The 15,225-nt window shown below is 35.6% G+C and carries 11 protein-coding genes and 1 riboswitch; of the genes, 3 read left to right on the top strand and 8 right to left on the bottom strand.

Annotated elements, in window-relative coordinates; all coding sequences use genetic code 11:
- Nucleotides 1-19: 19 nt before the first annotated feature.
- The 4 genes from htpG to N2Z72_08930 form a co-directional block, all read right to left on the bottom strand.
- Entirely contained in the window at nt 20-1,918 is a 1,899-nt protein-coding gene (gene htpG / locus N2Z72_08915; protein ID MCX7697794.1) for a molecular chaperone HtpG, read from the bottom strand.
- A 572-nt stretch (nt 1,919-2,490) separates the two neighbouring features.
- On the bottom strand, nt 2,491-2,937 hold the full coding sequence (locus tag N2Z72_08920) for a 6-carboxytetrahydropterin synthase (GenBank protein ID MCX7697795.1): 447 nt from the start codon (nt 2,935-2,937) through the stop codon (nt 2,491-2,493).
- Nucleotides 2,931-3,506 carry a hypothetical protein gene (locus N2Z72_08925; protein ID MCX7697796.1) on the bottom strand — a complete coding sequence of 192 codons (576 nt, stop codon included), beginning with the start codon at nt 3,504-3,506 and terminating at the stop codon, nt 2,931-2,933. The genes N2Z72_08920 and N2Z72_08925 overlap by 7 nt, the downstream gene beginning before the upstream one ends.
- Complete coding sequence (locus N2Z72_08930; protein MCX7697797.1) at nt 3,496-4,410, bottom strand: CPBP family intramembrane metalloprotease; 915 nt, start codon at nt 4,408-4,410, stop codon at nt 3,496-3,498. Before N2Z72_08930 ends, N2Z72_08925 begins: the two co-directional genes overlap by 11 nt.
- 28 nt (nt 4,411-4,438) lie before the next feature.
- Here N2Z72_08930 and dusB point away from each other — a divergent pair, with 28 nt between their 5' ends.
- Nucleotides 4,439-5,398: a tRNA dihydrouridine synthase DusB gene (gene dusB, locus N2Z72_08935; GenBank protein ID MCX7697798.1), complete on the top strand. Its 960-nt coding sequence runs from the start codon at nt 4,439-4,441 to the stop codon at nt 5,396-5,398.
- Nucleotides 5,395-6,516, top strand: coding sequence for a 1-acyl-sn-glycerol-3-phosphate acyltransferase (locus N2Z72_08940; GenBank protein MCX7697799.1), 1,122 nt, complete (start codon nt 5,395-5,397; stop codon nt 6,514-6,516). The genes dusB and N2Z72_08940 overlap by 4 nt, the downstream gene beginning before the upstream one ends.
- A 43-nt stretch (nt 6,517-6,559) precedes the next feature.
- Here N2Z72_08940 and N2Z72_08945 read toward each other — a convergent pair whose 3' ends face one another.
- From N2Z72_08945 to N2Z72_08960, 4 genes are all read right to left on the bottom strand, one after another.
- On the bottom strand, nt 6,560-8,926 hold the full coding sequence (locus N2Z72_08945; GenBank protein ID MCX7697800.1) for a TonB-dependent receptor: 2,367 nt from the start codon (nt 8,924-8,926) through the stop codon (nt 6,560-6,562).
- Nucleotides 8,927-8,974: 48 nt separating this feature from the next.
- A riboswitch (TPP riboswitch) is annotated at nt 8,975-9,084 on the bottom strand.
- An 80-nt stretch (nt 9,085-9,164) separates the two neighbouring features.
- The gene (hydE, locus tag N2Z72_08950) at nt 9,165-10,250 is read right to left on the bottom strand and encodes a [FeFe] hydrogenase H-cluster radical SAM maturase HydE (protein ID MCX7697801.1); all 1,086 of its coding nucleotides are present in this window, start codon (nt 10,248-10,250) and stop codon (nt 9,165-9,167) included.
- Nucleotides 10,251-10,304: 54 nt separating this feature from the next.
- Nucleotides 10,305-11,675 (bottom strand): TlpA family protein disulfide reductase, encoded by a 1,371-nt coding sequence (locus tag N2Z72_08955; protein ID MCX7697802.1) that lies wholly within the window; start codon nt 11,673-11,675, stop codon nt 10,305-10,307.
- 5 nt (nt 11,676-11,680) lie between these two features.
- Nucleotides 11,681-12,703, bottom strand: coding sequence for an N-acetylmuramoyl-L-alanine amidase (locus N2Z72_08960; GenBank protein ID MCX7697803.1), 1,023 nt, complete (start codon nt 12,701-12,703; stop codon nt 11,681-11,683).
- Nucleotides 12,704-12,756: 53 nt separating this feature from the next.
- Here N2Z72_08960 and N2Z72_08965 point away from each other — a divergent pair, with 53 nt between their 5' ends.
- A complete protein-coding gene (locus tag N2Z72_08965) occupies nt 12,757-15,207 on the top strand; it encodes a putative LPS assembly protein LptD (GenBank protein ID MCX7697804.1) in 2,451 nt (816 codons plus the stop codon).
- The last annotated feature ends 18 nt before the right edge of the window (nt 15,208-15,225 follow it).

The following is a 15,225-nucleotide window of genomic DNA, read 5'->3' on the forward strand; positions in this document are numbered from 1 at the left end:
AGCATAAAAATACAAGTTTTTATTTTAACAATTCAAAATTTCTTTGAATGAAACGAGTTAATTTTTCTCCTTTAAGCAAGCCCTGTTCTAACATCGCTAAATCCAGAAGATGTTGAATTTTATTTTTTCTTTTTTCCTCGTCAACCGTATCGGCCAGATCTGTGATCACCGGATGATTAGCGTTGATGATGAGAGTATATGCTCTTTCCATACCAGGATCCATGAGGCCACCAGAAACCTGACTCATATCATGTAAACGACGCATAAATTCTGGTTGCACCAGTTTAACAGCAGGTTCACTCTCGTGTAATGATTCTATTCGTACGGTGATATGATTGTCAGTAATAGCAGTTTTAAACCACTCTTCAAGCGTTTTCTTTTCGTCAGCACTTAATTTTTCGATGTTTTTCTTTTCATCCTTTTCAATAAGCCTATCGCTCACATCAGCATCTACTCGTTTAAAACTTACCTTGTCAAGTTTTCTTTCTAGAAAATCAATGAAATGTACATCGACAACTGAATTCAACACAAGCACGTGATATCCCTTCGATTTAACCTGTTCAATATAACTAAATTGCTCTTCAGGATTGTTGGTATACAAAACAACAAGCTGTTTGTGTTTATCCTTATGTTTGTCTTCGATTAATTTTTTATATTCATCCCATGTATGGTATTTTCCTTCAGTGTCTTTGTAAAGAGCAAATTTTTCAGCTCTTTCGTAAAATTCCTCATGAGTCATCATGCCATAACGAATAAAAATTTCGATGTCTTCCCATTTTTTTTCGAAATCCTCACGGCTTTCTTTAAAAAGTTCCTCCAGTTTATCAGCCACTTTTCTAGTGATGTGATTGTTGATTTTTTTAAGGTTGGGATCGCTCTGAAGATAACTTCTGCTTACATTGAGTGGTATATCAGGTGAGTCAATAACACCGTGCAAAAGCATAAGAAAATCTGGAACAATGTTTTCTACGTTATCGGTAACGAATACCTGATTACAATATAGTTGAATCTTATTTTTATTGAGTTCGAAAAATTTTTTCAATTTCGGAAAGTAAAGAATTCCACTGAGGGTAAAAGGATAATCGACATTGAGATGAATCCAAAATACAGGTTTGTCATAAGAGTAGGGGTAAAGCTCATAGTAAAATTTTTCGTAATCTTCCGATTTAAGTTGTTGAGGTGGTTTTTTCCACAATGGTTCAACTTTGTTGATGATGCGAGGTTTTTCTACGGTTCGGTAGGTGGGTTTTCCTTCTTTATCGGTGACTCCTTCGACTTGTTCGGTAACTTTTTCCGTGCCAAATTGAATAGGATAAGGTAAGAAGCGAGCATATTTTTTTAGGATATTTAAAATACGGATTTCATCGTTAAAATCCTCATGTTCCTCATCAAAATAAACTATTACTTCTGTTCCACGATCAACTTTATCGGCAACTTCAATAGTAAACTCGGGTGTTCCGTCGCATGACCATTTCACAGCTACCTGATCAGGAAGATAGCTTTTAGTAATAAGTTCAACGCGCTTGGCTACCATGAAAGAACTGTAAAAGCCAAGTCCAAAATGCCCAATGATCCCTGTGTCTTTCTGATCAGTATGTTGAAGATATTTTTTGATAAACTCTTCTGCACCACTAAAGGCTATTTCATTGATATATTTGAGAACTTCCTCTTCAGTCATCCCAATTCCACGGTCAATAACTTTGAGTATCTTTTTCTTCGTATCCAATTCAACTTTTATCGTCAAATCCCCTAGTTCCAAATCTGCTTTTCCCAACGAAACAAGTTTGGTAAGTTTCGTCGTTGCATCCACAGCATTACTGATAAGTTCGCGAAGAAATATTTCATGTTCACTGTAAAGAAACTTTTTGATAATCGGAAAAATATTTTCAGTCTGAACATTGATGGTACCTTTTCTCATGATAACTTTTTGTTGGTTGCACTACAAAACAAATACCAATTCAATTCCTGACAATTTGTCATAGATTCATTTTCAAAAACTAGAGTAAAGCCAAAAAACTTTCACGACAAATAAGAATACAATTGTTAACAATGCTATTATTTTCTCTGACTACTTAAAAATTTACAAAAGTTCCCTCATTAAAATTGGTTATAAGAAAGAAAACCGTGAAATACATGTTTGTTTTTTTCGAACTTAGAAAAAATGCTGATGTTCTTTTCACATGTAAAAAGAAAGCAGCAACCCCATCCTAGCAATGAGCTAACGTTAGCATAAACTTAAAACTCAATCCTCTTGTTTCAAAGCGAAGCAAAATTTTCAAAAGCAGTTAAAGTTGGCTTTTCATCAACTCCTTGCCACAAGAATCTCGATCGAAGAATACTAAAATATTTTTGCTATCTAGTTGCAAATCAATCAATTATATAGTTTTAATTATACAGGCTATGCAATTAGCATAAAAACCTAAAAAGATTATCCTCATACTTTAGAGTTTTTCTTTTAAACTCTCAAGAAATTAACATGGGACTAGTATTTCAAATAAGATCGCTTCTCCATTCAGCAAAAGAAGTAGGTGTTTCATATAAACGAATTGAATAGAGGGCTACACCATCGGGTAAAAGTTTTAACAAGATATTGCTAAAGTACTCAACAAGATTTTCACTCGTTGGCTGAAAAGGAAAGAAGATAACACGTTCGAATTGTTTGAATAGTTCTTCAGGTATTTGCTCACGATGTTTTTCATTTAAAAACAAGCTATGATCGTACACATCGATAATATGCTCCTTGACCAACGAAGACAGATCGCCAAAGTCCATGACCATTCCATCTTTGGGATGATTCGGGCGCACGAGAGGCTCACCACTCACGGTCACCTCTAATATATAGGAATGACCGTGAATGTTTTTGCATTTTCCATCATAGCCCAAAAGAGCATGAGCTGATTCGAAAAAAAAACGCTTGGTTATTAGAATCTTCACCATAAAATATCAATCATGATGAACAACATGGCAAAAATATACAAGGTAGATGCAAAAAGGTAAGTATATGGAAATAATTTTTCAGCTCTACGAAACCAAACTTCAGAAAAAGTATAGAAATACATTAGACCAAGCAGCAGGAACAATAAAATAAAAAGTAACACAACAACATACCAAGAATGCATCAAAAAATACCCTAATCCCATTCCAGTAATAAACCAATCAAAAGACATGGCAAATGCAACCCAAAAAAATTGCTCCATAGTACTGACTTCAACTTTAACCCACAAATTTCGTGGCCTGACGTAGACGTAAAAAGTCTTAAAGCTCATCACGGCCAATATCCCCATACTTATGTATATAGCAGAAGTCAAAGGTTCAACAAGCTTATAAGAAACTATTGTTCCTAGATAAAACATCAAAGAAAAAACTACTGAGTACAAAAACAATCCAAGTAAACTTTGATTTTTAGTAATCAACTTACGCCTTTGCAAAAGAATCGCACTCGTAGAAGGCACGAAAAGAGCCAACAAAGAACAAACTACTGTCAAAATATGCCATTCATTGCTCATTCGAATGCTTCATTTGATGAAAAAAGTAAAGAAGAATTACAGTCACTAAGGTAAAAAGGAATGTTAGCCACCACGAAAAAGTAAAAACAGATGGATCTTCTAGATTGATATTTGTGTAATCTAACAAATACAATCTTTTGAAAACAAAAGCAAGTCCATTGTTTAAAAAATGAAAGAACATCGTACTCCAAAGGGAACCAGTTTTATAATAAATATAGCCCAACAACAAACCTAAAACAAATCTTGGTAAAAAACCATAAAAATCAAAATGAAAAGCACTGAAAACGATGGCCACTAATACTATGGCAACCCAAGATTTCGTAAATCGCATAAGCCATGTCTGTAGTGTACCACGGAAAAAAATTTCTTCGCTTAAAGCTGGCAGTACAGCAATAAGCAAAAATGAAAAAAACCAACCTTCCCATCCAGGGTAAGAAGATAAAAGGTTAATGGTTTCCTGTGCACTCTCTTCCCATGATTTAAACTGTTCTTCAATAGCTGCCCATGAAGACGGTAATGTGATGCTTTTATTTAGTTCATATAACCATGCTATGGGAAACTGCGAAAAAATCAATATTAAAAATACGATCATCAAGCTTAATACGGGAACGAACCGATCCATGCCCCAAAAAGTAGCAGGTCTTTCTAAAAAACCATGAATGAAAATGATAGCCGGAATTATAAAAAAACCAAGATGCTGAAAAAAAAGAAGAAACAAGGAGTAATAATAGATATCATTCTTTTCTATACCCATTAAACCTAAATAAAAATCTACTCCCCAAATCATCGCTCCAAACGAAAACGAAAGGAGCATGATAATTAGAGCTGAAGTTAACGTAATCAAAATCAAAGCCAGCAATTGAACGATGAAACTTTTTCCTTCGAGAAAGCCCTTTTTTAGCATTGTCCTTATGATTATTTTTGTCAAAATTATGAAAAACTTTTTGCTTGACTTTCTTTCTAGAAGGCCACTAATCCTTGCACCGATGGAAGGAATAAACGACATTATTTTCAGAGAACTTTGCATGAACTATGGCTGTGATGTTACTGTAACTGAATTTATTTCTTCCGAGGCTCTCATCCGTAGTGTAGAAAAAAGTATTCAAAAAATCAAAAAAATTGAAAAGGAGCCCTTTCTTTGGGTGCAAATTTTCGGACATGATGCCTCGACTATGCGAAAAGCAGCTGAAAAAGTAGTTGAATTTGGAGCTGACGTAATTGATTTAAATTTTGGATGCCCGGTAAAGAAAATCGTATCCAAAGGTGCTGGCGCTGCACTTTTGAAAGATCTTAACAAGCTACAAGGAATAGCCTCTGAGGTAGTTAAACATGTGAACGTTCCCGTAACAGCTAAAATACGCCTGGGATGGGACGAGCAATCTATAAACGTAAGAGATACTGTATTACGCCTACAAGATGCAGGAATTAGTCTAGTGAGCATTCATGCCCGAACACGCGCTCAAATGTATGGAGGCAAGGCAAGATGGGAATTTATTGAGCAAGTCACCAATGATCAAGCAGTTAAAATACCAATTATTGGAAATGGAGATATCACCGATGGTCAGATTGCCCAAAAAGCTCTCGAAACTACTCGCATAGCAGGACTAATGATAGGTAGAGCCGCCATAGGTAATCCGTTTATCTTCAAACAAATAAAGCATTATTTTCAAACTAAACAAGAACTTGTGATTCCCTTGGAAGAAAGAAAAAATGTTTTTTTACTACACTTACAACGATCTATCGAGTTGAAAGGTGAAAAACGTGGTGTTTTGGAAATGCGTAGACATATTCCTCATTATTTTAAAGGTATACCTCATTTCAAGGAACGAAAAGTTAGATTGCTACAAGCATCCTCTCTTGAGGAAATCGTTCATTTAATAGAAAATTTATGAGTAAAAAATTTGAGCATATCAGAGCTTACGAAGACAGTGATGTCGACACGATTTTACAGCAACTTGCCGATGATAACGATCTGCGCCAATCAATCTCTTTTTTACCCGAAGACTTTTCTAAAATTTTTTCCCAATTACAGGAAATTAAAACCATACGCGATTTTCAGCAAAGAATAATTTACCCTTTTGCCAACTGGATCGTACAAAAAACTGTCGAGGAACTCACATATAGCGGTATTGAAAACCTCCATGCCGATGTTCCCTACTTATTTATTTCCAATCACAGAGACATAGTCATGGACCCCATGTTAATTAATTATGTTCTATATCGATCCCATTTTCCGACCACCCAAATAGGAATAGGAAACAATCTTCTCATCAAACCATGGATAGAAAAAATTGTGCGTTTAAATAAATCATTTGTTGTCTATAGAAATTTGAAAGGAAAAAGACTTTTTTTTGAACTCAAGCAATTATCAGAATACATCAAATATACTTTGATTGAGAAAAAAGAATCTGTATGGATTGCCCAACGTGAAGGGAGAGCCAAAAATGGCATAGATGAAACACAACTCTCTTTGCTTAAAATGTTGAATCTATCATTCAGAAATAATAAAGGTTATTATCACATAGTCCCTGTCACTTTTAGTTATGAATTTGATCCGTGTGATGCCCTAAAGGCTGTTGAGCTAAGCAAAGCATGTGAAGGATTATCAATGAATAAAAACCCTGAAGACGACCTACTTCACATGAAACTTGGCCTTTTAGAAAATAAAGGTAATGTTCACGTTCATTTTGATAAACCTCTCTACATAGAATTACCCATTGAAAACCAATTCTTAAAAAAAATTAAACTTGCTCTCGACGAAAATATTCAGAAAAATCAACGCTGTTTTTCTACTCATTTGTATGCATACTGGAAGATCTTCGATCCAAATTATCCCCTTCGTTCAAATGATTTTGAAAGGGCTCGTCAGTACTTTGAACAGCAAAAGAATAAATATAAACTCACTGAAAGCATGGAACGATTTCTCCTATTGCCTTATGCGCATTCTGCAAGAAATTGCTTCAGTAAAAATTCCTCTTTCAATAAACTAGAAGATAATCAACGCAAGTGAAAATACTACTCTCTAGGCAAAAGTCACCCAAAACTTGAAATAACTAAAATTTCACTTGCAATAGGCCAAAAACGTGAAGAGGAGCTTGAGGAAAATATCCATCCATGACTTGTTCTGCACCACCAGAAATATATCGATAGACCCATGCATTGGTCTCATATTTCTCCGAAAAAATGTTTCGCAAAGAAACGCTAATATCAATACCTTTTGACCATTGTGGACTGAAATGAAATCCAATATTAAAGTTAAAAACAGTATATGGATCTAACGAACGTTCTTTGCTTGAAGTGAGATCAATATACTGACGTGCTACATGTTTAGTTTCAAGACCCAACGTCAAAAATTTCGTAAGTTCATACGTAAGTTGTGAGTTAAAGATGTAAGGTGGAGAGAAACTGATGTCAGTAGATTCAAAAAATGCACTATCTTGTGACCATGTATCCCAATTGTCAATATAGATGGTAACATTTTTCATTTTATTAAGAGAATATGTCAGATTAAAGTCCCATGTTAACTTACTTAATGGTTTCCATTGTCCTAAAAACTCTATACCGGTGCGATAACTGTGAGGTACATTAACGTAAACCGGAACCCCTACACTGTTAATTTCACCTGTTTGAACAAATTGATTACGATACAACATGTAGAAAGGATTGAGTTGAAATGTGTATGTGTTACCCTTCTTCTGTATTACCATTTCAAGATCATATAAATGCTCAGGTACAGGAATTTGACCTGAATCAGCTTCGACGAGCATGTAACGAGTTGGTTCACGAGAAGCCATGCCCCAATAGATAAAAAATTTCCATTGATTTAAGTTATAAGAAATTCCCGTTTTAGGATTCAAAAAAACGTATGTTTTTTTCAAATTGAGGTTCCCTACCTCATCATCTAGGCCCCATATTTTATGCTGAATACCCCGTATCTGTACGTCAATAAAAGTGCTAAGATTTTTGTTAGGGTTCATGCTAAATTTTGCATAAAAACTTCCATCATCTTTAAGTCCATAAGCTCGATAATATTCGTGATCGACTTTAATAGGTCCAGCATATTTCATCCAAATGAGGCGACCAAAATGTCTGCCATCATAACGTGAAATGGTTCCACCTACATTCAAAGTCCATTTTTGATGAGAATTGTAATCTAGTGAATACACAAAACCATAAAAATCATTATCGAGAAATTTTCTTCGAATAAGATCAGTCTGAGTAATTGTGTCATTTTCAATCACTATCAAAGGCAATCGATATTCGGTTAATTCTTGATTTTCTTTATATTGCTCATAATATCCAAAGCCTGTAGTCAGGAACGCTGTAACCGAAGAGGAAAAAAATTCACTAAATTGATGTGAATAAACCAGATGATAATGCCCTTGTTGATAAAAATCGATTTCATTTTTATATGTATAAGGATTATATGTGCGATTGGTTTTAAGAGAATCTTTAGGTACCCCATACCATGCTTGATAAGTTTTTTCCTGGCCACGTAGCACCATAAAACGCAAAATATCTCTAGCTCCAAACCAACCACTGTTGATCTGGAAGGATTGAAGTTGGGCAAAAGCTCGATCAATGTATCCATCACTATGTAAATATGATGCTCTTCCATCTATAACCCAATGTTGATTTAAAAGGCCTGTACCGAAACGCAAGGTCGAACCATACGTTTTGTAACTACCGGCGCGTAGTAGTAAAGTAGCGTAGGAATCAGGATTGAAATCCATGGTATTGATGTTAATGGATGCTCCAAAAGATGCTGTTCCATTAGTTGAAGTTCCTACACCACGTTGCACTTGTAAATCCCTAGCAGAAGAGAGAAGATCAGGAATATCTACCCAAAAAACTCCATGAGATTCAGGATCGTTATAGGGGACTCCGTTTAAAGTTACGTTGATTCGAGCCTGATCCGTACCACGAATCCATATGTTCGTATACCCTATTCCAGTTCCAGCATCAGTATTTACAGTCACTGATGGAAGTAAATTTAAAACAGTGGGGATATCTGTGCCAAAATTTTTTTGCTCTATTTGTTGCTGATTGAGCATAGTAAAGGTGGGAATCTCTCTTCCACCCAAGCGAATACCTTGAATTACAACCTCCTGTGTAAGGTACGACCTGGGTTGCAGATCCACTATGATATTGTTTTCAGGTAATTTTTTTATAATGACTGTGTCGTTAAAGTAACCAAGATAGGAAACGATTAGCTTGATGGGAGGATCTTTTTTAAGCTTTATGACAAACTTACCACTATAGTCTGAATATGTTCCAATGAATGTTTCGTGAACCATAATCTGCGCACCAACTAGAGGTTTGCCTGTATGGGCATCACGAATTTCACCCTGAATCTCGTATTGACTATAAATTTTAAACCAACTCGTGAAAATCAGTAAAACAAACAAATTTCCTTTCATTTTTGCATTTTTTTAAATGCAAAAACGGCAAGGGGTGGAATCCATTTTTGCGAATCGAACTGCACTCCCTTCGCCGGTATTACCCGGATCAGGTTCAAAGGGTGTAATCTCAGCCCGAAGAATTGCTTGCAAGTCTTCGAGCACCCCTGTGTTGAGAATTACAATGCAAACATTATAATTTTTTCTAAAACGTAACAGATGATATATATCATATATATAAAACAAGCTGATGAATTGCTCAATGTGTTTGCTGGCGTTTTTGAAAATGCTTTGAATCTCCCCACTGACCAAAACCGGGTTCTAAGCCAGCTTTATAAATTTCTTGCGTAATGCGAATCTTTAACAATTCTATTTGTTGTTTACTTCCGGCTTTGTTTTCGTAGAGCCAATATTTATCATGATATTTTTCCGGGGTTATGTTGGGCATCACAATATTGGCACCAGCTTTAAAAGCCATGAGTCGTCCTGATGGATGTAATGTCTCCATGGCTGTCGTAGCAGCTATATTAATGTCTCTCATTAAAAGTCGCAAGCACGCCACCATTTTAATCGAAAGCATAAACCTTTCATAAGGTGGCAAAAGTTCATGTTTTCGTTGATACATGGGGGTGTTTTTGTGCTCAATGTAAGGACCCATCCCACACATGTCGATGTCGAATTCCTTCATAAAAAGAAGATCCCGCGCAAGAGAACGAATAGTCTGTCCTGGCAAGCCTATCATCACACCTGTTCCCACTTGATAACCAATTTTTTTCAACGTATATAAACATTCAAGCCTTCTTTCATATGTATGATATCCATCCACTGGATGTATTTGATGAAAAAGTTCTTGATCAGAAGTTTCAATACGCAACAAATAGCGATGAGATCCAGCTTCGAACCAACGCCGATACGTCTCTTCTTCCTGCTCACCAAGGGAAAGAGTAATGCCAAGACTTTTATCTCCAATTTGCTTAATTCCTCTTATCAGTCTTTCAATTCTCTCTACCCATGCAGGAGACGATAACTCCCCGCCTTGAATCACTATGGATCCAAAATTATTTTTATACGCATATTCAGCGGCTGCATATACCTCTTCATCTGTCATTACATAACGATCAATCGTATGATTGCTTCGCCGAATGCCGCAATAAAAACAATCTTTCATGCAATGGTTAGATAACTCAATTAGCCCACGCATGTAAACTTTATTTCCAATTTCTTGAAGTCTAACTTCGTGAGCTTTCTGAAACAATAACTGAGCATCCTCGTCATTTAAAGAGAGTAAATGCTCAATCTCTTCAATATTAAAATGGGTCTTTTCTAAAATTGATTTCAATTCCATATGATGGATAAAATAAACACAAACGCGTTAATCAATGAAAGGTTATGATGTTAATCATTTTAAGGATTTTTTAAGTTCGTCCATATTTTTAGGTTTAGCTATGATTTTACCTTCAAAATCAACCACAAAAAACAAAGGAGTTCCAAACACGGCCCAACGAATGGCATTTTCACCTTCATAACCTTTTAGATCGGTGATCGATGGCATAGGAAGATGTAGTTCACGGATACCTTTCACCCATGCGTCTTTATCCTCATCCAATGAAAAACTCAACACAACAAGATCTGGAATAGTTTCAACATAAGACAAAACTTCTGGCAATTGATGATGACAATGTTCACATTGGGAATTCCAAAAAATGATAAGTACTTTTTTACCTAAATAATCAGACAATGATACTTTATTTCCATTTGGATCTAAGCCTTCTAAAACAGGAGCTTGCATACCGGGTTTAAGATTACGAAGCGAAAAAGCTCTTCTTTCGTAAGCATCTGGAATCCCTCCTTCGCAATTGCTATGATGGTAGTACAAATCGTAAAGATGAAGGTAAACACCCTCAAAAGGGCTGTCTTCAAAAGTATTCATGAGTAAATGCAAGACAAAATTAAACTGCGTGTTGTTCCATGAAAAAGTACTCAGAATGAAATCGCAAGCCTTTTTATAATTTTCTTCCGTTGCCGAATCAAGTAAATTGTTTAAATAAAATTCCACAGCTCGAGCAATAACACGAGTGTTGACCAGACTTGAATCCTGTTTGTCTATTCTGTCGAACAACCTTCGCTGAAGAAAATGGTACTCATTGCGATAACCATGATCGGGATTTTTTTTCTTATAATCATCAAAAAGTGGTGGAATAGATGCATATTGAACTTTCACTGCAAACGATTGGGGATACAATTGTTTCATAGAATCAAGAACTCGTGTGTAATTGTGAAGTAACCTTTTTATATTTTCTTTCACCTGAACCAGTTGATCGTATCGACCAGTTTGATAATAGTAGTTTCCACGAGTTTCCAAGCTATCAAGTTTATCTTGAAAGCGTTGAAGGTAACTGTATAAGGAATTTTCCTGTGAATTTCTGATGATCAGTTTATTGTTAGTTGTAATTCGTAATTGAATAGTGGACTCTCGATGAATAATGATATACCAACCATCATCGTTCAGGCTTGTGCTTATTCGATATTCTCCTGTTTCGGGGATAGTATCTCGAGTTAAGATCGCTTTGAATCCAGAAATGGGGATGCTGTCTATGATTTCCTCCTCAAAACCTCTGATTTTCCAAAAATAAACATATTTTTCCTTTGGCTTTCTATCGAAATTAATCTCTAGAGTGAATTTACCAGAGTTATTAGAATTCTGACAGAACGAAAAATTAAAGATCCCCAAAATTAAAACAAAAAAATGTATAATTTTATGCATATTCATACACCTCATTTTTTGACTTTTCTGCTCACAACTATGGCATCTTTGTACCCTTGAGAAATGATCCATTTTTTGTGTTTATCGGCTTCGTTATTGCTGGAAAACTTTCCCGAAAAATAAACATAATAACTTCCTTGTTTTTCAACAGAGATAGGTCTAAAATTTCTAAATTTTTCATGGCTTGTATCCAAAGGTGTTTTCAAGCTAGCAAACTGAACTAGGTAAACAATATTATGTTGTGTACTTTGAATAGAAAACATTTCAACAGGATTAATTTCCGTTCCTTGAATCTGATTTCTATATTCAACTAAAGCTTTATAAATTGCATAAGCTAACTTTTCTTTGACAGAATCCTTAGCAAGAAGCTTTTCTTGCTCCGCATTTGAAATAAATTCAAGCTCGATAAGCACAGATGGCATTGTTGTTTTCCATAATACAAAAAAAGGAGCTTGTTTAATTCCTCGATTATCAAAATGAGTCAGTTGTTCAAAATGCTTTTTGATGATGGTTGCAGCCTGTAAACTCTTTTGCAAATAGATACTTTGAAGATTACTGAATATGATATATGCTTCCGCTGAATTGGGATCAATGCCCTTGTAAACAGATTGATAGTTTTCTTCCATGGTCACAACAGAATTTTCTTTCATGGCAACTTCTAAGTTTTCATCAGATTTATCCATTCCCATAACGAAAATTTCAAAACCTTTTACGTCCTTTTTTTTGCTGGCATTACAATGGATGGAAACAAACAAGTCAGCTTGGTTTTTATTAGCTATACTAGCCCTTTCATGCAATGGTAAAAAAATATCCTTTTTCCGCGTTAAGATTACTTTTACATCCGGCATGGTAAGCAAATACTTTTCCAATCGCAATGCAACATCAAGGACTATTTGTTTTTCTTGAAGTAACTTACCGGTGGCTCCAGGATCCTTGCCTCCGTGACCAGGATCCAAAACAACTACCCACGTATCATTTTTTTGCCCATGTAATAATGCATATGAAAAACAAAGAATTAAAAACCAGTTTTTCATTTCAAATACGTAATTTTGCTTCTATCTTTACAAAAATACTTTTTTTGAATAGAGTGAAAAACACGGCTTTTTTATTTTTCATGCTGTTCATCATGACGGCAGGATTTGCCCAAGAAATGAGTAGCGATACCTTCCCTATGTCAAATCTTATACCAAATCCCATACACTATTCCTGCGATGATTCTTTAATTTATGAATTCAAAGAAAAGAAAGTTTGTCTTTATGGTAAAGCTCATGTCGAATATGAAGACATTGTTCTAGACGCTGGATGTATTTGCATTGACTTTGGACAAAGCAAACTCATAGCCAAAGGTATCATAGATAGTAGTGGGAAGTATGTTCAGCATCCCATTTTAAAAGACAAAGAAAGAGAGGTCAAAACAGATAGTTTATGGTATTATTTTGAAACCAAGAAAGGATTTATTTATAACATTCACAGTGAAGAAGCTGGTGGCTACCTACATGGAGAAAAAATTAAACAACTGAATGATTCTATTTATCTTGTTAAACGTGGTGCTTTTACCACATGTGAGTTGGAACATCCTCATTATAGCATTTGTTTCGACAAAGCAAGGGTAGAACGCAACCATCATATTTTGACCGGTACCATCTGGCTTGAAGTAGAGGATATACCTACGCCTCTTGCTCTGCCTTTTGGATATTTTCCTAATCAGAAAAAACGATCATCGGGTTTTCTTATACCATCTTACGGAGAAAGTGCTAACCGTGGCTTTTTTCTCGAAAATGGAGGATATTATTTTGGGATTAGCGATTATATTGATCTTGCTCTAAGGGGCGATATTTATTCTCGAGGAAGCTGGGCTGCTAAGATTTATAGCAATTACAAAAAACGATACAAGTTTGAAGGATCTCTTAACTTAAATTATGCTATCAACGTATTTGGTGAGAAATTCACTAGCCAATATCAGCGTCACAAGGATGTTTTCATTCGATGGCAACACCAACAAGATCCACGCGCCCGTCCTCGAAGTCGTTTTTCAGCTAATGTTCAGGCAGGTTCTTCCAACTATACTACCTTCAATCCATCTAGTGCCAACGACTACCTTAGCTCAAACTATTCTTCATCCATTGCCTATTCGACTCAACTTTCTTCTGCTTTCAATCTCGCCATCACGGCCAATCATTCTCAAAATAAGCAAACTCATCAATTTGCCATTACACTACCGGATCTGCTTTTAACTAGCTCTCGATGGTACCCTTTCCGCAATCCTCAAAAGCCATCCTTACGGTTTAAATGGCTTGAAAAAATAAATACATCCTACATGTTTCAAGCAAAAAACTCATTGGAAACCTTAGACACACTTCTTTTTTCATCTTTTAGTCCTAACAATTTCAATTATGGCATAAAACATCATATCCCTTTTTACCTTCCCCTAAACCTTTTCCGAGTAATAACGTGGAACACTTCTTGTTCATTTACAGAAAAATGGTATTTTCGGACCATTCGAAAACGCTACGATAATCAATTAGACAGCATTCTGACCGACACGTTAAGGGAATTTAAGCCCGTTCACGAGATAGCTCTTAATTCAAATTTCTCCACCCAATTCTTCACATTTATTTTATATAAAAAAGGCCCTATACAAGCTATCCGACACGTTTTCACACCGAACATTGGCTTTTCATGGCGACCAGATTACACCACATCCATATGGCGATACTATCGATATTTCGTGCCACCATCTTCGACACAAGCAATTCCATATTCTATTTTCACCAATCCTATTTTTGGCGCACCACCTTCAGGAAAAGCAGCTTTGATCACCTTTAATTTTAATAACAATTTGGAAATGAAAGTAAAATCAAAAAATGATACCATCACTGGTACAAAAAAAATTACTCTGGTAGATTATTTTAACATTAATTTCTCTTATAATTTAGCTGCCGATAGTCTACGCTGGTCTACGGTCAACATGAGTGGTAGAACCGCCATAGTCAAAGGATTAGACATTCGATACACAGCACAATTTGATCCCTACGCCGTTGATAGTCTTGGTAAAAATCTCAATACACTTGAGTGGACAGCAAATCGACGCTTGCTTAGGAAAAACTCCTCCAATGTCATCCTTAGCTTGAATTATAGCATTAATCAAAGCACATTCATCAAAAATAAAAAAGCGCAAGATACTACATTTTACATACCAACCTGGTCACTTACCATTTCATATACGTTTCAATATACTGAAAATTTATTAGTAGGGATTACTAAGCCGTACCAAAGAATTCAAACACTCTCTATCACAGGTGATTTCAAACCAACTCGTAATTGGCGCATGAGTTTCATGACAGGTTATGATTTTATCAACAAGGGGTTGAGTTACACCAGTATCAACATTCACCGCGACCTTCACTGTTGGGAAATTATTTTCAATTGGATTCCCACTGGATTTCGCAAAAGTTATAATTTTACCTTGCGTGTTAAATCTCCTATACTACAAGATCTAAAAATTACCAAGAAAACAGATTTCAGGGACTACTACTAAAAGATAATTCGTAAGCTT

This window comes from Bacteroidales bacterium (assembly GCA_026418905.1).
Classification (GTDB): domain Bacteria; phylum Bacteroidota; class Bacteroidia; order Bacteroidales; family DTU049; genus JAOAAK01.